The 24,121-nt window shown below is 38.0% G+C and carries 6 protein-coding genes; 3 read left to right on the plus strand and 3 right to left on the minus strand.

Annotated elements, in window-relative coordinates:
• Window positions 1-170 precede the first annotated feature (170 nt).
• The 3 genes from ACFSR3_RS08360 to ACFSR3_RS08370 all read right to left on the minus strand — a co-directional run bounded on the left by ACFSR3_RS08360 (window position 171) and on the right by ACFSR3_RS08370 (window position 11,924).
• On the minus strand, window positions 171-2,897 hold the full coding sequence (locus tag ACFSR3_RS08360; protein WP_379820566.1) for a PKD domain-containing protein: 2,727 nt from the start codon (window positions 2,895-2,897) through the stop codon (window positions 171-173).
• 236 nt (window positions 2,898-3,133) lie between these two features.
• Window positions 3,134-9,796: a choice-of-anchor J domain-containing protein gene (locus tag ACFSR3_RS08365; RefSeq protein ID WP_379820567.1), complete on the minus strand. Its 6,663-nt coding sequence runs from the start codon at window positions 9,794-9,796 to the stop codon at window positions 3,134-3,136.
• 331 nt (window positions 9,797-10,127) lie between these two features.
• Entirely contained in the window at window positions 10,128-11,924 is a 1,797-nt protein-coding gene (locus ACFSR3_RS08370) for a tetratricopeptide repeat protein (RefSeq protein WP_379820568.1), read from the minus strand.
• Between the two features lie 478 nt (window positions 11,925-12,402).
• On the opposite strand from ACFSR3_RS08370, the gene ACFSR3_RS08375 reads away from it, so the two are divergent.
• From ACFSR3_RS08375 to ACFSR3_RS08385, 3 genes are all read left to right on the plus strand, one after another.
• Entirely contained in the window at window positions 12,403-15,453 is a 3,051-nt protein-coding gene (locus ACFSR3_RS08375) for a choice-of-anchor D domain-containing protein (RefSeq protein WP_379820569.1), read from the plus strand.
• 268 nt (window positions 15,454-15,721) lie between these two features.
• Window positions 15,722-19,468: a T9SS type B sorting domain-containing protein gene (locus tag ACFSR3_RS08380; protein ID WP_379820570.1), complete on the plus strand. Its 3,747-nt coding sequence runs from the start codon at window positions 15,722-15,724 to the stop codon at window positions 19,466-19,468.
• Window positions 19,469-19,617: 149 nt separating this feature from the next.
• The coding region (locus tag ACFSR3_RS08385; protein WP_379820571.1) for a beta strand repeat-containing protein at window positions 19,618-24,121 on the plus strand (4,504 nt) is incomplete at its 3' end.

A 24,121-nucleotide genomic window follows, 5' to 3' on the forward strand; every position in this document is an offset into this window, starting at 1 on the left:
TGTCCGGTGAAGGGTATGGGGATGCCAGCGGGGTACCGCTTCCACTCTGGGCTTCAGGGCCTGTCTCATAGAATACTACCGTATAGCCTGAGGCGCCTCCAGTAATCGCTGTGGCGATCTCATCAAGATGGAACCATGCATTGCCCGGTGTTTCCTCACACTCGGTCGCTTCAAAGTCCGATAGGGTCTGTGCTTAATACCGGTAGCGGGTTTACAACTACATTGAAGGAAGCGATGCTGCGGCAGCCAAAGCCTGTAATAACAGCTACCCATACCGGTTGGCTATTTGGAGTGGTATTACCGAAAGTGGCAGGGTTTGCTATTGGATTATTACCCGCCTGTGCATCGGTTGAACTAAGGTAGTATTCTGTAGTTAATGTTGTGTCTCCTCCCGTTGCCTCAAGGTCTTTGGTGGTTAGATCAAATACCTGAAGGCCATCAGTATCATCATCACATAACTCATATGCTGTCATCACAGGGATAGCAGGGCGTGGGTGTACGATCAGCTGGATCGGTACTACAGAACGGCAGTTGGTCGTGGTGCCTGTCTGTACCACACTCGCATAGACTGTACCCAGTATACTGTGGTAGTTTGTAGGATCCGTAATAGGGTTTACGCCAAACTCTGCGGCTGCCTGCGTGCTGTGGTAGGTGATCGTAAGACCGCTCTGGCCGTTTAATATCTCTACTCCTGCCGGAGTAAGGTCAAAATACGCATAGCCGTCAAAGTTGTCTGCACATTCCTCTAATGGAGTCGCCGGGGAAACTGTAGGTGGTGAAATTACATTTATAGCAAAATCGGTAGTACCAAATAAATTAGCATTACCCGAAGTTTCCATACGAATGTAAACCGTTACCTGAGTACCCGAATTCACCACAAATGTTGCAGGGTCAGAAACAAAATCATTATCATCCTGAGCCCCCAATGCTGTATTATGGAAAGTAATCGTATAATCTGCAGCAGGTCTGCCATCAAGAATCTCAGCTTCAAAATTGTTTAGGTTAAATGCAACAAAATTTTGACCTATTGGCGCACAAACTTCGACATCTTCAGGTTTATGAGGCTGACAATCTACAAGTGTGAGTGTAATTGGCATTATTTCATAACATGTCGGAGAATAAAAATCATATATTCTCACATATACAGTCGCATTGCCGGATATGTAATTCGTATCATTTATAATCGGATTCGACTCTGCATCAGCATCTGCCTGTGTGGCATAAAAATCATAAGCATAATCAGCGGTTACATTTTCAGTAGCCTGAGTAAGATCAAACGTACCTGTAGTTCCATTGAAACATGTAAACAATTCACTTTCTACATCTTGCGGCTCTATCCCCTGTCGTAAAATTACAGTTTCAGAATATTCATTATTTGTTTCATCTGTTTCTCTTACAATACCTGTTCCTGTACCGTTATCATCTATTACGAATTTAAGCGTGAACTCGTCAGGAATCTGTGAAGGCAAAGTAACACTCAAAACGTTAACTTCAGATCCATCAATAGGAAGATCAGCTGTTGTAGCTGTAGTGGCTATTAAAACATCGTCTGCATAAATCGCTATAGGAGTATTCGCAGGAAGCACATCTGTACTATTATAGTTTTTTGCCATGTAAACCAATTGGAGATCACGGTTAAGGCACACTTCGTTACCACTCAAAAATATCATCTCAATACTTGCATCGGGAAGCTCACTATTTATAACAGTAACAATATTATTCATTATAATACCATCCTGTCCTGAAGTAAGTGATACATCTAAATCTGTATCGCCAACAGCAATGTAGTTTTGGATATTATAATAATCAATATCCATATTCCAAAGATCAGAAGCTCCTGTAAAACTGTTAGTTCCATTAAATGCATTATTGGCAGGATTCAATGGAGGATTACTTAAAACCGATCCGTTTACATTAACCGTTTCGTTAACCGCTATGCCATTATCACCTTCCCATGCAAGAAAACCTATTTTCGCACCTGTATTACTTATAACATTAAGGTTATCCAGGTATATATTAAGCGTCGGATTTTGTGCATCAACGCCTTTAAAGCCATCATAAACAGCCACCTGATTATATGGTAATGTATTGTCAGCGTAAATTATAATTACCGACCATCCTGCAAAATTTATTGCAGAATAACAATAATCAGTATCATCAGCAATAGTTTGTGTAATATCAAGATCGGACAACGTATATGTTCCGCTACTGGCTACAATATTTGTAACATCGGCAAATGCACCAAATGATGGTTTGGGATTATTAGCGCTCACTGAAATTGTAGAATAAAATGTTCTTTGAGCTGTAACATCAATGTTATTAAGCTTTACATCAAAATCACCTAATCCTGAGCCAGCCCAATATAGATAAGCAGCTACAATAGTATGACCGGGTTGTAAACTGAGAGTAGCCGAAGACTGGGTTAATACACCACATTCATCACTAACCAAAATTCCTGCATTTTCCTGCAGGTTTAGTGTATTTCCAATCGCTGTATAATCGTACCTTCCATTAAACTGCCTGTATAATGAAAACGGAACTCCTTTCTGTACATTAAATGTAAAAGTCCTTACAGTAACACACCCCTGATAGGTAGTGGTTAGTGTAAGCGTAACCTGTCCTTCCTGTACAGAAGTATAAGTAATTGTTTTACCATATAATATGACTCCGTTACCAAAATCCCATTGGTAAATAACTGCTGTTGGATCTATACCTGTTGGGTCTACATCTGCAGTTAATGAGATTGGGCGTGCAAAATCAATAGTATAAATATTGTTTGCAAAGTCCGAAGGTGTAACCTGTGTCAGACTAGCGGGAAGATCATTACATCCGGTTTGTGCCTGTGTATAACCGGATAGTAAAAGAAACATCATTATGTATAAATATGCCTTTTTCATCAGCTCAATTTTTCAATTTAAATTAATACGATCCACTGTCGCATTAAGAAAGAATAGCAATTTTTATTATTGTTTAGCAGGATATTCTGATTAAACAATCGTGGTGTTTATATAACTACAAAAGTGAGACTGATTATACAGCCTCACTTAGTACCAATTAATTTCTAAAACTGCAAAGGCTAAGGCGACAAAAAAATGCTAATAAATATGCCGCCTAACCTAAGCAAACAAGCTACCTAATCTTGCCTATTTATATAAATCCATCCGGTTTTATTTTCAGCATTCTTTAATTCAAGAACGTAGAAATATGTACCTGTTGGAAGTTCTGAATTAGAATTACTTTGTCCTGACCATTGGTTCGTATAGTTCTGCTGTTCGTAAACTTTAGCACCATATCTGTTAAAGATGGTAAGTTTAGTAACATCCATACCTCTCAGGTCAAGATTATCGTTTATTCCATCATTATTAGGAGATATACCTCTCTGTACTTCACAAAGCACATTAAACACTTCATACTCTTCTGTTACTGTACACTGTCCGGACGTTACTGTTACAGTAAATGTAACCGGTAATGTAACATTAGAATTTGCAGCAATATATTCAGTGACATTTAGAAGCTCGCTGTCGTTACCAACAGTTATCCCGTTCTCATCTTTCCATACATAAGTTGCAGATGCAGCATCATACGAATCGTTAGCCGGAACTACTTGTAACCAAAGCGCATTGTTACGGCATTCGTCATTAACTGTTGCACTCAATCCATCCTGAAGTGTAAGTGTAAATGAGCTTGTTCCATCTTCTTCACAATCCTGTTGTGCAGTATAAGTGTACGTTATAACATACGTACCGGCCTTACTTGCTGAAACATTAACCGAACCATCGACAGGATTTATAGCAATGTCATTACTGTCAGCACTAAATTCTCCACCTGTACTAAACCCTGACGCTAATTGTGGACTAACAACAGATGTACCTAAACAATAAGCTACCGACTCATACGTAAATGATGTAACAGGTTCTATAGCATCAGAAACTACAATTGTTGCTGTGAATGAAGCCCCTGCTGTACAGTTTACACTATTTTCACCTACCTGATAAACAACCTCATAAGTACCTTCAGCCGCTCCGTTAAGGTCTATTTCACCTGTCAATGCATCTACTGTTAATGTAGCTGATGAATATGTTCCTCCGGTTACAAAGCCTGTTGGTAATATTGGCTGTGCATTAGCTGCCAGTACACAAACATCTGCATAGCTAAAGCTAATCTCAGGCAGCGCTGCTGCTGTAACATTTATAGTTGCCGTAAAGGAATCTGCTCCTGTACATGCTGCAGCATTTTCTACTACTGAATATGTTACATTGTGTGTTCCTACAGTTGCTGTACTTAAATCAATTTCACCTGTTACTACATCAACAGTTAATGTAGTTGAAGAATATGATCCTCCTGTTACAAAACCTGCCGGAAGTACCGGAAGAGAGCCAGTTTCTAATTCACAAACATCTGTATAGCTAAAGCTAATCTCAGGTTGTTGTGCAGCAATTATTTCTATAGTTGCAGTGTAAGAATCTGCTGAAGTACAATTGTTTGCATCAGCATTTACTGAATATTCTACATTATAAGTTCCTTCAGTAACTCCTGTAAGATCTATTTCACCAGTCAGCGCATCAACAGTCAATGTAGTTGAAGAATACGTTCCTCCGGCTACAAAGCCCGTAGGTAATACCGGTTGGGCACTTGTTGCCAATACACATGTATCATCATAAGTAAATGCAATTGAAGGTGCAGCCGCAGCAGTTATGGTAACGCTAGCGTCATATGTACCACCTGTTACACAGTTTGCCGTTGGCAATGTGTAAGAAACTGTATATGTACCCGGCTGAGTAGCTGCAAGATCTATAATACCCGTTAACGAATCAACTATAATATTAGTATCAGGAACGCTATATGTTCCACCTTCTGCAAATCCGGCAGCTTTAACAGGCTCAGGATTTTGAGCAGCAATTGCGCAAATAGTAGCATTATAAGAGAATTCGATAATCGCTGTTGTATTAGGAACTACAATTGTTTTGAATGAATCTGTAATGAAACAACCTGTTACAGTATTTTCAACACGAACGTAAACTGTATGATCATTTACAGCTGTATATGCTGAAGAATCAGCAATAGCATCTGCTGCATCTCCTGTTTCTGCAAGTGCTTGTGTTTCAAAATAGCTAACTGCAAAATCAGAAGCATTTGCTACGTTATCAAGTATAGCTGTCGTATTAAGCTCTAAATTAAAATCAGCTGCAGTAGTCGAAGAACATAATGTAAGATCTGCCGGAGAATTTACAACTGTATCAATATTATCGAAGAATTCAATTTCTATCTCGTCTCCTGTTGTACATCCGGTTGTAATAACTGTTGCAGTAACTTTATAAGTACCAGGCTCATTAACTGTATATGACGAACCTGTAGCACCATCGATCACTACGTTGTCTTTCATCCATACAAAGTTGAAGTATGAAGTGCTTAACTTAGTATCAAGTAACTTCTCTCCTCCAAAACACACTGCATTATTCGTGCTTACTAACAAATCATCGCCAAAATTAATGCGTCCCACATCAAAGCTGTTAGCATCAAGGAAGATAGCTGAATCATAGTTACCGTCATTGGTTTCAGCGATTACCATTTTAATATGGTATGTTTCACCTGGTATTACCGGAGCCTGAACTTTTAGAGGTACAGAGTGCCCCATAAAGTTATCAGCTGCAGCATATCTCGATACACCTTTGTAACCATCAAATAACTTATCGAAAAACTGAGGATTACCCGCAACACAGTTACTACCATTAACTGTATAATTAAACTGACTGTTTCTTGTTGTAGGTACAGATACAGGTTGTGTTGTTCCCGGTAATGTGGCAAGGTTAACCGTATTACCATCACTATCCGTTAGGAAGAAAGCAAATGCATCACCATAATTACACTGGAATAATCCATAATCTTCAGATGCAAACAGATAATCAAAAGACATTTCTGTTCCATAAGCCATAAAATCAAACTCGATAGAAGTAGCATTATAGAAGTTTACCAAACCTGGTGAAGTTCCTGATGCAGAAACAAAATTATATAAATCCTGATCTCCTAACCAAAGCGTAGCATATGGAGATACTGTTTGCAAATAGTTTGCAGACTGAATAATCGTTTTTGGACCAGTTGCGCTACCTGCTTTTCCAGTTGAAAGTATGATACCGCTTTCAAATGGGAAATCAGCTCCATTAGCGCTAAAATAACCAATACCATTGTGAGCAGCACCATAGTTAGTACCTGTTATATAGTTTAGGTTAGATACCTGTGCACAGTTCTCATTTACCAATACATCACTAATCAACTGTTCTTCTGTATATGTTGTTTGGTTAACAACAAGAGCCTTGTTTGGTGTAGCGATACAAATATCAAAACGCGTGTCATTAGCCGTAGAATAATTCGAGAATATTCTAAGTTTATACGTTGTACCAACAGTAAGGTTGTTTAATAATACGTCATTATTATTAGCTCCTGTACCTGTTATAAAATAGGTAGTATTGTATTGTATGTTGGCTCCCTGAATACACTGAACCTGTGTAAGGGCACCACAACTACCACTATATAATACCTTACTAAGGTTTTGGGTAGTAGTACTTGAACCGTCTCTGTTATTTATATATAATATATGAGATGTAGATGTCGCCGTAAATTCAAACCATACATCATCATTAGCATAGGCAGCAATACCACATACATTACCCTGTGGTGATGCAGTTGCCCCCAATAACGTAGCACTGTAAGGTGTGTCACAATAACCTGTAGTACTCACAGGCAATACATAAGCAGTATCACAGTTATCATTTGTAATTTGAGTGTAGAAAGTTTTTGGTAATGTCCATGTACTTTTGCTCGTCTCACTACAAATAGATCTTACATAGAAAGTATATCTTCTACCTGGTATAAGGTCGTTAAGCGTATACGGGTGTGAACCTGTAACTACACCAACACTATTAGCTCCCGGTTCCGGTTGTCCTGCCGGTACAGCAAATACCTCCCATGAAGTTGCAGTACCCGCTTCAGTCCAGTCGATTGTTATACTGTTTGAAGTGTTAGCTGTAGTAATTAAATTTTGAGGTTTAGGACACGCAACCGGTGTACATGTTGCTGTTCCTGAATATACCGGCACAGTAATAGGCTGAACTACCGGAGTAACACCCTTTACATAATGGTAAACAATCTCATCATAAGAATCAGTTACAATAACTTCTGCAACATACTGATCCCATGAATTGTAATCCCAGTTAAGTGTAAAAGGAATTCCCGGACACATAGCTACTGTACCTGTATTGTTAAGCGAATATGCACTCACAGTACCAACTAAAATACCATTTTGCGACACTTTCAGATTAGAGAAAGTTCCGCTTCCGCTAGTAGCAGTGATGCTAAATTTATAATTACATCTATTCTCAGCAGGACATACAGTTGTATTAAATACAAATGGCCCAGCCCATTCGCTCTTGTTTGTAGATGAACAATATGCTCTTACATAATATTCATACAAAGTAGCAGGGTTCAAACTTTGCGCGTTGTACGTATTAGATGAAACCAGAACACCATCTGTTGTAGGTACACCAGTATTTGCAGGCTGTACTTTTACCTCCCACTGTGTTTCCTGAAATCCTGCAGCCCAAGTTAATGTTGCAGTGTTATTGCTGTAGTTAGAACCAGCAAGTGCAGTTGGAGCGGCACATGCAGGAATATCTTCAACTACAAACTCGTCAATCCATAATGTCCAGCTGTTTGTAGTTACGTTTGGAACGTGTAAAGCAATATAAGCTATGCCATTATAGCTGTTCAGATAAAATATCTTCTGATCATAAACAGTGTTATTAATAACCTGTTGTGGCATTAAGGTGTTTGTAAAATTAGCTACAGCATTACCTGTAGTTGATAATTTCACTTCCATCTCCGTTGGATAAGAAGCGGAAACCACTCTGTAACGGAATTTTACCCTTTGGTTACCATTTAATTGTATAGCAGGGCTAATTAACCAGTCATCATTACTGGTTGAGTTCCAGTATTTAGTCAGTGATGCTAACTGATCGCCTTCATAAGGCTGATATGTTGTAGTAAGAGTCCATTTCAGGTTATCTCCATTAGAATCTACAACAGTCCAGCAGTTCTTGCTTGGTGAAGTTGAGTTGAAACCTTCAGTGTAAGGTGGAATTATTGTACCGCAAGCTGTTATTAACCTTGTAGCGGCTTTTGCCCAGATACTTTTATTTGTTGATGAACAAACCGATCTTACATAAACATCATAACCGGAAGTTGGGTTAAGGTTGTTTACAGTATAAGTAGGTTGTGTAGTAGTGATACCGGCAACGCTTTCAGCAGGAAACGGTGCCCCCATAGGAAGTATAAGAACATTCCATTCTGTAGCCGTACCTGCTTCCTGCCAGTTTATCGTTGCTCCATTAGTAGTAATTCCTGCATAAGTAATATTAGTCGGAACTTTACAATCAACAACTTTAACAGACACATTGTCAATAGCAGCAGCTGGCTGCACTCCATTAATGGCATCATTTCTCCATTCGAAAATCAAACGCATGGTCTGACCCGCAAACTGAGATGCATTTAGCATAAATGCGTATGGCTGGAAATTTACAGAACTATTAAATTTATCAGCTATTCTAATTCTGTCAGCAGCTGCAACTATACCCGTACCCGCAACCGGGTTATAGGTAGCTGGAACAGCCCAAACATAAAAATAATCATTTGTCTCTCCTACTCCCTTCCAGTCGAAAGAAATTCCAAGATTTGTTGTCCCCGCAGGAATAATCAAATCCCTGTAAGCATGAACTGTTGATGACTGAGTAATTGTATAAGCATTAGCAGTACCGTTATTGTTACTTACATATAATGCTTTTTGACCTCCATTGTTAGTAGCATTACCTACAAACCACTTATTAAGTTGTGTTCCATTGTTTAAAGACCACCCAACTGTTGTAGCTTCGAAATTATCAATAAGCGGCAAAGATGCAGCTTCCTGAAAAGTAGTAAAATTATATGGTCCGATCCAGCTACTTTGAGTAGCACTACAGTTAGACCTAACGTAATAAGTATAAGGTGTAGATCCTGTTAAGCCTGAGATAGCAATTGGCGAAGCCGTTCCGGTATGTGTAACAACGCCTGTATTAGGCGCAGTTGTACTTCCAGGAATAAGGTTGATGTCCCAAGATCCTGTGGTGGCTCCATTAATTGTAATTGTTGCTGTATTTGCTCCTGTTGCTACTCCGCTTGAGCTGGTAGCAGGCAAACATCTTTGCGTAATCTTAACATCATCAAGAGTAAATCGCTCACCCTGTAATGTATTTCCGTATTGTGTATCTCTTTTTACAAAAGCCAGGTAAACGTTTTGGTTTGCATAAGCTCCCAAATCTACGGTTTGTTTATAACATGCTAATTGGTTACCCGGATTCATTTCATTTTCCGTCCATGATTTAACCATCGTAAAAGTAGAGACATCAGTTTGAGAAGTAGTAGATAACCACAACTGATAAATACTTCCGTTTTGAGCAGGATACGTTTGTAATCCATAGAAGGTTAAATCTGCATTGGCAGGCAATAAGATTTGTGGAGTTACTAACCACGCCTGGGAAACATTGTTTATCCCGATAAGAGCATTCGAAACATAAGCTCCGGTCGTCCCCTCACATGTAGCACCTGTGGAATTTACCCAGGCAGGTACAGTACCCGGTGCTCCGTTTAGTAATGTAAATTTTCCCCAATTGGATGGAATCCCATTTTCAAAATTTTCACTCCATTGAGCGTGAGATTTTCCAAAAGAGAAAAGTAACATTACGAGCAGTAGTAATGTAATTCTTTTCATAGTTAATCTAAATTTAGTTTTTAAGTAGTTAATAGAACTCAAAAGTAAATTTTATATTAAATACAACTAAAAAACACCACTAGACAAATACTCAACAAGAACAAATCCTACTTTTACACAAAACACTGAAAAACAGATCGTTAAATACTTTTAATTAAATAAAATCAAAAATAAAGCAATAGACAACTATGTTAAAAGTGGATTAAGCACATCTTTTTTAGTTAAAAAATAGATAAAAATAGCATTGAGCCAAATAAATAATTTTTAAGAAAAAAATACTGTTTTTTTCTTAAAAGAACCTCTGAGAAATTCATCTTTAACTTTAAAAAAATTAAATTTCATTTACAAAATCGTCAAGATTCTGATCAGCTTCAAGGTTAAGTTTTTTTCTGATTCTATATCGCGAAGTGTGTAAACTTTGCATTGTAATATTTAAAAGGTTTGAGACCTCATGTAATGACATTCCAATTTTTATGTAAGCGCAAATTCTTACATCGGTGGTTGAGAGCTGAGGAAATTTCGTTTTTACCTTCTCAAAGAAATTAGGATGTATCTTTTCAAAAACTTCCCTAAACTGTTCCCAGTCTTTTTCCTGATTTTGGTTTTGATTTAAAATTGATTTAAGATCTGACTCTATCGCAGCTTTAGAATTTTTACTTCTTTCAAGTAAATCAGCTATTTCAGTCATAAGTTTATTTTTAGCTATCAACTGGACACTTATGCTTGTAATTTCACGGTTCTTTAAATCCAGTTCGAGTTCCTGTTGTTGCGATTTAAGTTTAAGCAACTCATTTTCAGCTTTTTCTTTTTCGTTATTAATCTGCTCCCTAATTATATTTTCCTGTAGCTTTTCATTCTCAAACTGACTGATCTTTAAAGTCTTTTTATTTCCATTATAAGACAACCATATAATCCCTGTTATCAAAACTGAAATCAGAATAACCAATACGATAGAGAAAATCAGATAATTACTCCTTTCTTTTTCAATATCGTATTTACTTCTCAAGAGATTCTTTTCAAGTTCAGACTTTTCAAATTCATTACTCCATTTAAGCTCCTCTATCTTTTGCTTAATCTCAGAGCCATACACACTGTCTTTTAATTTATAGTAGCTTCCGGTATAATCCGCATAATCTTTATACTTACCTTCATTCTTGGCAATCTTAGCCAAATGTTCTAAAGCATCTAGTCTTCCCCTTGGAAATTTTATACTTTTAGTAAGTTCGATTTGTTTATTAAAATATGCCTTAGCTTTATCAAGATCATGAGTTTCATAGTATGTAATACCATAATTAAGATAAATTCTTTCTTTAAGTCTTGAATCTTTTATTTTTTCAGATAACACAAGAGCATCATTAAGCATAGTAAGCGATGATTCATGATTTTTCAGATTCGATTCAATATTACTAAGGTTAATCATGGTACTAACTATATTAACCGTGTCTTTTAATGTAATAAAGGTATCAAGACATTCTTTTTGATATTTTTTTGCTTTCACAAAATCCTCCTTAATCATGTAAACGTTACCCATATTTGCATAAAATACAGCCATACCTCTTTTATCGCCGAGCTTATTATAGATTTCAAAAGATTTATTGAAATTTGAGATACTTCCATCAAAATCGCCCATTTCAAAATACAATATACCCAAACCATTATAAGTTACAGGTAAATTGTTTAGGTCATTATGCTCTTCGAAATAGTCGCGAGCTTTAAGGTAGTAATTAATTGCCTTGGCATATTCATTTTGCAAGACATAATATTTTCCAAGAACTATAAAAAGCTTATGCTTATAATACTCCTCGGCCAGTTTATCAGAGTAAACCAGTGTTAACTCACTATCCTTTAATGCTTTTTCTTTTACACCCGAATTTACTTCAAGAAGCGTTCTGTAATAATACCCTTTTAAAAAGAGCGTGTCATTTTGTGTTGCTTTTGCTTTTGCTATTGTTTGATCAGCAATTCTTTCAGCCTCTTTAAAATCAGTTTTAGCAATTGTTTCAAAATCTATACTATCCTTACTAATAATATAATCAGTGTCATCTTTCTTTTGACTGCACGCTATCACCAGGCATATAAAAAATAGTATATTAAAAAACTTTAGTGTTTTAATTAATGAAGTCTTCATTTTACAAGCTTAATGAGATTACTATTGTAATGGATAAATCTAGTGGTTCTTAAATAGTAATTTATATCAAATTCAATATCGAATTAATGAAGTAAAACTACGGCATCGAAAATAGTATTATTTATTTTTATAAAAAAAGTTTCAACAGATAATAAAATTGTTTCAATCTGAATAGTTCTTAAGTCAATTTTCCCTGATTATCAATTTTTCACTTATTCATAAGCCCTTAATGTTAAGCCATTTTTTAAACAACTGATATATAAATATTTGCAAATCAACTAAGTTTACCATAAGTTAGAAATTAGTACATACAACTACAACAATATCAACCAATTAATTACTTTTCCTTAATAAAACCTTATTCTATAAATCGTTTTCGTACACGTCTTTAAAATTAATTTTGAGTTGTTAAGTCATAAAACCCTGCAGGTAATTCACTTAATATCAACGATTAAAAACCAACTTAAATTTATTAATTATGTTTACAAAACGATTTTTCTTAGCGTTAGCTTTGATGATAGTTTCTTTTGGAACTACGCTTCAAGCTGCTGAAAATGTTACTACTACGAGCATAACCCGTAAAGCCGTTGAATGTGCCGGGGGAGGCAATGAAACATTCACAAATTTAGGTGCAAACTCAAGCACTTACACTACGAGAACCTGGACAGGAGACAATAGCGTAGGCTGGAGTGCAACAGATTCCAGAACAGATCAGACTCTAAATGGTAAAGCAATTGCAATGAGAACCGGTACTATGGCTAACACTACTACAATCAGTGGTGGTATTGGTACGCTAAGCTTTAACTATAAAAGAGTATTTACAGGAAATTCTACATTAAAAGTTTTTGTTAACGGTACTCAGTACGGAGGAGACATTACAGTTTCATCTGATACGTCTACTGCTTTTTCTCAGGCTATAAATGTATCAGGTAATGTAACAATTGAAATCAGAAACAGCGGAAACAGGACTATTGTAGATGATCTTGTATGGAACTGTTATTCTGACCCTGTTTCAGGACCTGAAATCCAGATTGCTAATGCTGCAGGCACTAATTTTAACTGTGGCGAACTTACAGTTGATTTTGGTTCTCAGGCTGTAGGTGTTTCTGCTGATGCTGTATTTACAATTAAAAATACAGGTACAGCTACACTAAACGTTTCTTCACTTGCTCTTAGCAACACTACAGATTTTTCAATCATATCTCCTTCAACTTCTTCATTTACAGTAGCTGCCTCTGGCTCTGCTATAGTACTTGTTCGTTTTAATGCTGCTTCAGCAGGTAACAAAACTTGTACGCTTACTGTAAACAGTGACGATGCTAATGAAGCTGCATGTGTTGTAGAATTAAAAGGTACCGGTCTTGCCCCATGTGTAATTCCGGTTGTTGAAAATGGTGATATCGATCTTGATAGCCTGACTCCATTCTCTGTAAACGCTACTGTAAGCGTTACTGGTGCTGAATCTTACCTTGTTGTTTTATCTACCGTTACTCCTCTTGGCGGGCTTCCTGTTGATGGAGCTACTTATAATGTTGGAAATGCAATTGGTAACGGTACTGTTGCTTACAAAGGAAGTCTTGCAAACATTTCTCTTGCAGGATTAACTGAAAACACTACTTACTACGCTTTTGTATTCCCTTACAATAGCGCAAATTGTACTGGTGGTCCTCTTTACTTCACTTCTGAATCTATAGACACTACTTTCTCAACTCCGGTTGCTCCTTGTAACGGAGGTAATGAGACATTTACAAATCTTGGTACAAACTCAAGCACTTATACTAACAGAACATGGGTTGGTGACAACGGATGGCAATGGAATGCTACTGATTCAAGAAATGATCAGACTTTAAACGGACGCGCTATCACACTACGTTCAGGTACACTTAAAAATGTTACACCTATAAACGGTGGTATTGGTCATCTTTCTTTCAGCTACAAAAGAGTATTTACAGACAACTCTACTCTAAAAGTTTTCATCAATGGAGTTCAGTATGGTGCTGACATCCTTGTGTCTTCTGACGTTGCATCTACTTACAGCGAAGATATTGATTTTGATGGTCCAGTAACTATAGAAATCGTTAACAGCGGAAACAGGACAGTAATTGACGACCTTGTATGGAACTGTTATGAAGTACCTAACAGACCCGAAATACAAATCTTAAATGATGAAGCTATAGAGAAAGCTTGCGGAGAACTTGAAATAAACTTTGGTACAGTACAAACAAGCACTATTAACGAAGCTATATTTACAATTAAGAATGAAGGTTTACAAGATCTTGTTATTACAGCATTTACACTTAGTGACAACACAAATTATTCAGTAACAAACCCTATTGCTCCTGTAACAATCCCTTATCTTGGAACAGAAGATGTTATAGTAAGATTTAATGCCGCTACTGAAGGTGAATTTCCTGCAACTTTAACTATTGTAAGCAATGATGCTAATGAAGGCTCATGTGTTGTAAGTTTTAATGCTGTTTCTCAAAATGAATGTAGTACTCCTGATGTTTCAGTTGCTACTGTAGCTGTTTCTAATGAAACTTATAATACTCTTGATGTAACTGTATCTGGCGTTACTGCTGACAGTTATATTGCTCTTATCTCTACATCTGGTTCAATAACTTCTGCTCCAACAAATGGTATAACTTACATTGTAGGTGACGTTATTGATACTGCTGCTGTAGCTTATGTAGGATCTAATGCATCTTTCACTATTAATAATCTTACACCTGAAACCACTTATACTATTGCTGTATATCCTTACAACAATGTAGAATGTGTAAATGGTCCTGCTTATGCTTCATCTTCTGTTGAGACTGAAGGTTCTACTACAGTATTTACTTGTACAGGTGGCGGAGAAACATTCAGCAACATTGGTACGGCTTCATCTACTTACACTACAAGAAGCTGGACTGGTGATAACGGTATAGACTGGACGGCTACAGATGCAAGAACTGACCAAACTGAAAATGGTAAAGCAATAGCTTTTAGAACAGGAAGCGTTAAAAATACTGAAGCTATCCTTGGTGGTATAGGTACACTTAGCTTTAAATACAAAAGAGTATTTACAGGTAACTCTACACTAAAAGTATTTGTTAACGGTACCCAGTATGGTGGAGACATCACTGTTTCTTCAGATGTTGCTTCTACTTTCTCTTTTGCAGTTAATGTATCTGCTGATGCTACAATAGAACTTGTAAACAGCGGTAACAGAATCATCGTTGATGATATTGCATGGACTTGTTATGATGCAGGTTCAGGAGCAAGAGTTGCGATGAAATCAGATTCAGCAACTACTGAAAACACAGAAGTAACTGTATATCCAAACCCTAACAACGGACAATTCCAAATTGATCTTGCATCAGAAACAGCTGACATTGTTGTATATGATGCTGCAGGAAAAATGATCGTTAAAAAATCGATCTCAGACAATGAGGTTATAGATATGACCAGCGCTCAAAAAGGAATCTACCTAATGGTTATCACATCAGGTTCAGAAGTATCTACAAAACGTGTTGTTATAAACTAGTTTTAGATACATTTTTATAAACTACTCCGGTAACTCTTAGGTTACCGGAGTTTTTATTTTTCATTAACCTAAAATTAAATTTAGAATACAGTACATAACTATTTTATAAGGTTTAAGTAATTAGGTGTTTTTTATTTAAAGGTAGCTTGCGCAACATTATCGATTGATTAAAAATCTGTCAATTAAGAACTTAAATATGCGTAAAAAAAATACTTTTTTAAAAAAGCCAGCCTTAACATTTGCTCTGCTTTTATCACTAATTAACTTAGTGTCAGCACAAATTGTTTATCAGCACAATTTTGGTACAGGAACAATTAACACCTATCCTTACACTGTAGCTCCGAATATAATTAATGCGGATCTTTCCAATTCCGCCTGGACAAATGAGGCCGGAACATGGGTAAACTATAACGGCTCTGCAGGAGTGGCGCTTGGCCTTTATAATTTTACAGGTACAACTTCTGTAACGCTTAGTTTTACAGTAGCACCGGGAAAACAACTCTCTATAGATTCATATTCCTTTTGGAGGCAAAGAAGTCCTTCAGGAGGTCAAAACTGGTCTATGGCTATTAATGGCACCAATGTTGGTTCAGGCACAATACCCTCATCCGGGGCAAATACCGGTACATTACTACCTACAAGTCCTGTATCAGCACTGACAGGCACAGTAAATATAGTAATGACGCTTAGTGGAGGTAGCGGAGCAGGAACTTTTCGTGTAGACGACTTTACACTTAATGGAACTGTAACTTCAGCATGTGCATCTCCCGTTATAACATCGCTAAACCCTGTTTCAGGACCCGTAAACACTTTTGTAACGATTAATGGAAGTGGTTTTCAAAATGGCACCGGAACTTCATCAGTAAAATTTAATGGCTCAGAAGCAGCATTCACAGTAATTTCAGACAGCCAGATAATGGCTACTATTCCGGCTGGTGCAACATCAGGTCAAATTACCGTAACTACAAACAGCTGTCCGGGTACAGGACCAACATTCACTGTAACAACTTCTAATTGTACAGTTCCTCTCCCTCCTTCAGACCTATATATATCTGAGCTTTATGATCAGGAATCCGGAAGCGGAGGTATGATAGAAATATACAACCCTACGACTTCAACCATCAATCTGTCAGGCTATACATTACAACGATATGGCAATATAACAGATACTACCCCAACCGCAGGATATATTCTAAACTTAACAGGAACACTTGGCTCAGAAATGGTATATCTTATAGCCTGTTCTGCTCCAAATGCTTCTATATGTGTAGCCCCTTCTTCTTCGGCTACTTTAGGAAATGGTTTTAATGACAATGATAAATTTGAGCTTCTAAAAAACAATGTTGTTATTGACAGGGTTAACACTCCTTCTCAAAAAGGCTTTACACTTATAAGAAAACCCAATGCTTTAGCTCCGGTAACAACATATAATGCTAACGACTGGAATATTACTTTACATCCCGAAGATCAGCCGGGAGTTAACCTTCCTAACAATTACTGTCAGGATTTAGGAAACCATATTGTTGACCCTATACCGGGTGGAACCACACCTACTATAACTAACCCTGTTTCGGTAACCGCTTGCGAAAATAGCAATACAAGTCTTTCGGTTGCTTTAAGCGACCCAACTGGCTTTACCTACCAATGGAAAGTTCTTGTTGCAGGAAACTGGATAAACGTAACCAATAACACTAACTATTCAGGTGCTACGACTGCAACATTAACCATCAACAACATACCTTCAGCATTTAACGGGAATCAATACTATTGCGAAATGACATCAGGTACAACCTGTACACTTATCAGTAATGCAGCCCGTCTTTCTTTATTGACACAACCGGCTGTAGCAACTGTAACACCGGTTCAGCCTACATGTACAACTGCAACAGGAAGCGTTACCATTACAGCTCCAATAGCTGCAGATATAACATACAGTATTAATGGCACTACCTATCAGGCAGGAACAACTTTTGCAAATCTTACTCCAGGAACATATACTGTTACAGTAAAAAATGCAGCAGGTTGTACATCTGAAACAAGTGCTATTATTATTAATCCTGCACCTGCAACTCCTGCCGTAGCAACTGTATCAACAAGCCAGCCAACCTGTACGACAGCTACAGGAAGCATCACCGTTGCAGCTCCAATTGACACTGATTTAACATATAGTATCGACGGTACAAACTTTCAGTCAGGAACAACTTTTGCAAATCTTACTCCAGGCAACTATACCATTACAGTAAAAAACACAGCGGGCTGTACCTCTCAAACAGGCACAATAACTATCAATACTACACCGTCAGCTCCTGCAATAGCTACCGTAACGACAGCTCATCCTACATGTCTCCTACCTACAGGAAGCATTACTGTTACCGCTCCAATTGCAGCAGGTACTACTTATAGTATTGATGGTATTACTTACCAGTCAGGTACTACTTTTACAAATCTTACTCCCGGATCATATACTATTACTGTAAAAAATGCCGCAGGATGTACTTCAGTAACTTCACCTATAAATATTAATACTGCTCCGGGTGCTCCGGCTACAGCAACAACAACACAAACACAACCAACTTGTTCAACAACAACCGGAAGCATTACTATTATATCTCCTTTAGCTACTGATCTTACTTACAGTATTGATGGAATAACGTATCAGACAGGAACTGCTTTCACAAATCTTATTCCGGGAACTTATACTGTTACTGTAAAAAATGCTGCAGGATGTACTTCGGTTACAACACCTATCACAATAAACGTAGCACCTGATGCACCTGCCGTAGCTAATACTACAACTGTACAACCAGACTGTATTACACCTACCGGCAGCATTATAGTTAACACTCCTGTTGCCGCTGATTTAACGTATAGCATCGACGGAATTACATATCAAACAGGGGTAACATTTACAAATCTGGCTCCTGGAAATTATACAATAGTCGTAAAAAATGCTGCTGGATGTACATCTGAAACAGCAACAATAAGCATCAATACTGTACCAAACGCTCCGGAATTACCGACGGTAACAACAGTACAACCTAGCTGTGCTCAACCTATAGGAAGTATTATAGTTAATACTCCTGTTGGTGCAGATCTTACTTATAGTATTAATGGTATAGATTTCCAGTCATCAACTATTTTCAACAATCTTGCTGCAGGAAATTATACTGTTACAGTAAAAAATACTTCAGGTTGTATTTCAACAACATCAGGAATCATCATTAATCCTATTACTGATGCCCCTGTAGTAGCAACCGTGACAACCACACAACCAACCTGTGCCTTACCAACAGGAAGTATTACTATAACCTCCCCTATAACTGGTGACTTAACATATAGTATCGATGATACAAACTTTCAGTCAGGAACAACTTTTAACACTTTAGCTCCCGGAACATACATAGTTACTGTAAAAAACACAGCGGGATGTACTTCGTCGACACCAGCCATAACAATAAATGCCGTACCGGGTCTTCCTCAAATAACTATAAAACAAGGATGTAGTGACGATAAAACTTTAGCCAACAATTATATTGTAGAAGCCCTTCCGCTAGATGCTACATTTGACATTAACACTGCTGATTTCGAATGGAAAGACAATTCAGGAAACACAATTGGCAGCAATGAAAATACATTTAATGTTACCAAATACCTGGCAAACAACTCAGATTCGACACAATTACCGTTTGAGTTTACGGTAACAGTTACTAATGCCGAAGGATGCGAAAACACGGTTTTAATAGGTGTTGATAGCTATTTCTGCAACATACCGAGAGGTATATCTCCCGATAACGATGGAATGAATGATAATTTTAACCTTACAGGTATGAATGTAACTAAGTTAAGTATATTCAACCGTTATGGACATGAAGTGTATTCTAAAAATAATTATACCAACGAATGGCATGGACAAACAAATCAGGATACAGATCTGCCAACCGGGACTTATTATTATGTAATTGAATCATCGGGTAATCAACAAACAGGCTGGGTTTACCTAAATCGAAGAGATTAAAAATTTCACAATTCATATTTAAAAGCCGCTAATGCGGCTTTTTTTCTTTACAATCTTTACAATTTTATCACAACAAGTTCATCATTATATAACCATTTCAAAATACCCCAAACCCCAAATAGACATAATTTCGGCTGATAAAAAAAGGTATGCTAAATACTTATTTTACAGGCAGAAAAATTACTATTTTAAACATTTTATTATTGTTATTGATAGGCTATCACAGCCATGCCCAGGTTTACTATCATAACTTTGGTACATCCGCAATATCAACTCATCCTTATACAGTTGCACCGCCAATAATTGACAGTCACTTATCTGGGTCATCATGGGCTAATAGTGTAGGTTCATGGACCAGTAATCCTGGCGCAGGAGCTACAACAGCTATTACAATGCTAACAGCACCTGGCATCAATACAATAACATTAACATTTAATGTTGCCGGTAGTTATCAGCTAGAAGTAACCTCATTTGATTTTTGGAGGCAACGAAGCAGCATAGGCCCAACAACATGGGCGTTATCCATAAACGGTACTAATGTAGGTAATGGTACAACACCCACGGTAGGTGCACCGGTTGGTGTTACTAATGTAAGTACTCCAATAACAGGACTAACAGGAACAGTTACCGTTACCCTTACCCTTACCGGAGCAACCGGCGGAAACTTCAGGTTAGATGATTTTACATTAAACGGGGTAGTTACTTCTAACTGTACCGCTGCAGTTATCTCATCATTCCTTCCTGTATCTGGCCCTGTCAATACAATTGTTACAATTAATGGAACCGGATTTACAAACGCAACAGCAGTAAAATTCAATGGAGTAAACGCAACATCTTTTACTGTTATTTCAGATACAACAATAAAAGCTACAGTACCTGCAACCGCTACAACAGGCGTAATAACTATTACTGCCAATGGCTGTGACGGAAGTTCAACGGGCTCTTTTAATGTACTTACCCCTTCGTGTACCAACAACTTTTCAGAAATATTCATTTCTGAACTTTACGATCAGGAATCCGGAAACGGAGGAATGATTGAAATATACAATCCTACTTCTGCTTCTATCGATTTAAGCTCCTATGTACTTCAGCGTTACGGTAACATTTCAGACGCAACACCTACAAGTGGTTACATACTGACATTATCAGGAATTCTTGCACCTGGAGCTACACATCTTATTGCGAGCGCTGCTCCAAATCCGGCTATTTGTGCCGCACCCACCGCAAACCAAACTATGGGTAACGGATTTAACGGAAACGACAAATTCGAACTTTTAAAAAACGGGGTTGTTATAGATCGTGTAGATGTACCTTTTACAGGTCCTGGCTATACGCTAATCAGAAAACCTAATGCAATAGCACCGGTACCGGTTTACAATGTAAACGACTGGAATAACACCCAACATCCTAATGACGTACCAGGTGTTCCTAATACATTTTGTCAAAATTTGGGAGTACATACCATTACGCCTACCCCTATACCAACTATTACGCATCCGGCATCTGCAACAGTTTGTGAAAACGGAAGTACTACATATACCGTAGCTGTAAACCCTTCTACAGGCTTTACTTACCAATGGAAAGTTTTAAATTCTGCCGGAATATGGACTAATATAACAAACAATACTAATTATTCAGGAGCTACAACAAATTCATTAACAGTAACACAAATACCATTAAGCTTTAATACCAATCAGTACTACTGCGAAATAACATCTTCAGCATGCGTGTTAGTTAGCAATGCTGCTCAATTAGTTGTTAATCCTGCTCCGCCAGTAGCAACTGCAACAACAACACAGCCTACATGTACAACTGCTACTGGAAGTATTACTATTACAGCACCAACAGGTACAGGACTTACATACAGCATAAACGGCACCACCTTTCAGCCAGGCTTGACTTTTAACAATCTTGCACCGGGATCATACATCATTACAGTAAGAAACAGTAATAATTGTACGTCTGTTAGTTTACCTATCGTAATAAATTCTGATCCGGGTGCTCCGGCAGTGGCCAACACAACTGTTATACAACCTGACTGTACAACAACTACAGGAACAATTGTGGTAAACACTCCTACAGGAACAGGTATTACCTATAGTATTGACGGGACTACTTTTCAGGCAGGAACAACATTTGCAAACCTTACTCCAGGAAATTATACCGTTACCGTTAATTCGGGAGGGTGTACATCGGTCACAAGTCCAATAACTATCAATACTGCCCCGGCTACTCCGGCAATTGCCAACACAACGGTTACACAACCAACATGTATTACACCCACAGGAACAATTGTAGTGAACACTCCTACAGGCACAGGATTAACATATAGTATTAACGGAACTACTTTTCAGGCAGGAACAACATTTGCAAACCTTACCCCGGGAAGTTATACTATTACTGTTAATTCAGGAGGGTGTACATCGGTAACAACTCCAATAACAATTAATACGGTACCATCTGCACCTGCAGTTGCCAATACAACAGTAACACAACCTGACTGTACAACACCAACAGGAACAATCGCAGTAAACAGCCCTACAGGAACAGGTATTACCTATAGTATTGACGGGACTACTTTTCAGGCAGGAACAACATTTGCAAACCTTACTCCCGGAAATTATAGCATTACCGTTAATTCGGGAGGGTGTACATCGGTCACAAGTCCAATAACTATTAATACTGCCCCGGCTACTCCGGCAATTGCCAACACAACGGTTACACAACCAACATGTACTACACCCACAGGAACAATTGTAGTGAACACTCCTACAGGCACAGGATTAACATATAGTATTAACGGAACTACTTTTCAGGCAGGAACAACATTTGCAAACCTTACCCCGGGAAGTTATACTATTACTGTTAATTCAGGAGGATGTACATCGGTAACAACTCCAATAACAATTAATACGGTACCATCTGCACCTTCAGTTGCCAATACAACAGTAACACAACCTGACTGTTCAACAGCTACAGGAACTATTGTGGTAAATAGCCCACTAGGCACTGGTATTACTTATAGCATTGATGGGACTACCTTCCAGGCAGGAACAACTTTTGCAAACCTTATTCCCGGAAACTATACTGTTACCGTTAATTCAGCAGGATGTACATCGGTAACAAGTCCAATCATCATTAACAGCGCGCCAATAACTCCTGCTATTGCAGATACAACCGTTACACAACCTACATGTACAACACCTACCGGAACAATTGTAATAAATAGCCCAACAGGAACAGGATTAACATACAGTATAGACGGAGCTAATTTCCAGAACGGAACATCATTTACAAATCTGGCTCCAGGTTCTTATAGCGTTATAGTAATGAATGCATCAGGATGTACTTCAGCCACGAGTCCAATAGTTATTAATACCGCTCCGGCCATTCCTTCTGTTGCCAATACAAACGTTATACAACCTAATTGTACTACTCCGACAGGATCGATCACAGTAAATTCACCTGTGGGCACAGGATTAACATATAGCATAGATGGCGCTACCTTTCAGGCAAATCCATCATTTGTAAACCTTATCCCCGGAACTTATAATATAACAGTCCAAAATACTATCGGATGCACATCAGTAACAAATCCTATTACTATTAATACAGCGCCCACAACTCCTGCTGTTGCTACTGTAACAACAAATCAGCCTACTTGCACTACTAATACAGGCACAGTAACGGTGAGTACCCCAACAGGAGCCGGAATAACATATAGTATTAACGGGACTGTTTTCCAGTCATCTCCTGTTTTCAACGGATTACCAACCGGCACATACCATATAACAGTGCAAAATGCTGCGGGATGTACATCAGTAACGCCTGACATTATAATAAACCCCGCTCCCCCCGTACCTGCAGTCGCTAGTGTAACCGTTACTCAACCAACATGTACAGTTACAACAGGAACAATAACAATAAACACACCTATAGGAACAGGGATTGCTTATAGTATTGATGGAACAAACTTTCAATCGAGTACAACCTTTAGCAATCTTGCTCCCGGTAACTATCAAATAATTACGCAAAACACTTCTGGATGTACATCACAAACAGGTAACATAACTGTTAATCCTGTACCTGCACCGCCGGCAATTGCCAATGTAACAGTAGTTCAGCCAAAATGTACAGCAGCAACAGGTAGCATTACAATTAATTCACCATTGGGTACAGGTCTTACTTATAGCATTAACGGAATAGATTATGTAACAAATCCTGTATTTAATAATGTTCTTCCCGGAACATATAATATAACTGTAAGGGCTAATCCTGACTGTACTTCTTTACTTACCGGAGTTGTTGTTAACAATCCTCCGGGTGGCCTGCCTCCTATTGCACAGCCAACACCTGTTGAACTATGCGACCCTAATAATGATGGCTTTGAATATTTTGATCTGACTAATACTATTCAGGCAATTCAAAACGCTTTAAGTGACGTAATTGTTACTATACACGAAACACCACAGGATGCAGAATTCAATGTGAATCCTGTGCCTAACACGAACCAATACCTTAACCTGAATTATGCGGGACAAACACTTTATATCCGTATTAGTTCTAACACAACCGACTGTTACGACATCGTAACGGTACAGCTGATCGTCAACCCTACACCGATTGCGACAGCACCTGCGGACTATGAGCTGT

It is taken from the genome of Flavobacterium suzhouense, from assembly GCF_042684765.1.
In the GTDB taxonomy this organism is placed as follows: Bacteria; Bacteroidota; Bacteroidia; order Flavobacteriales; family Flavobacteriaceae; genus Flavobacterium; species Flavobacterium suzhouense.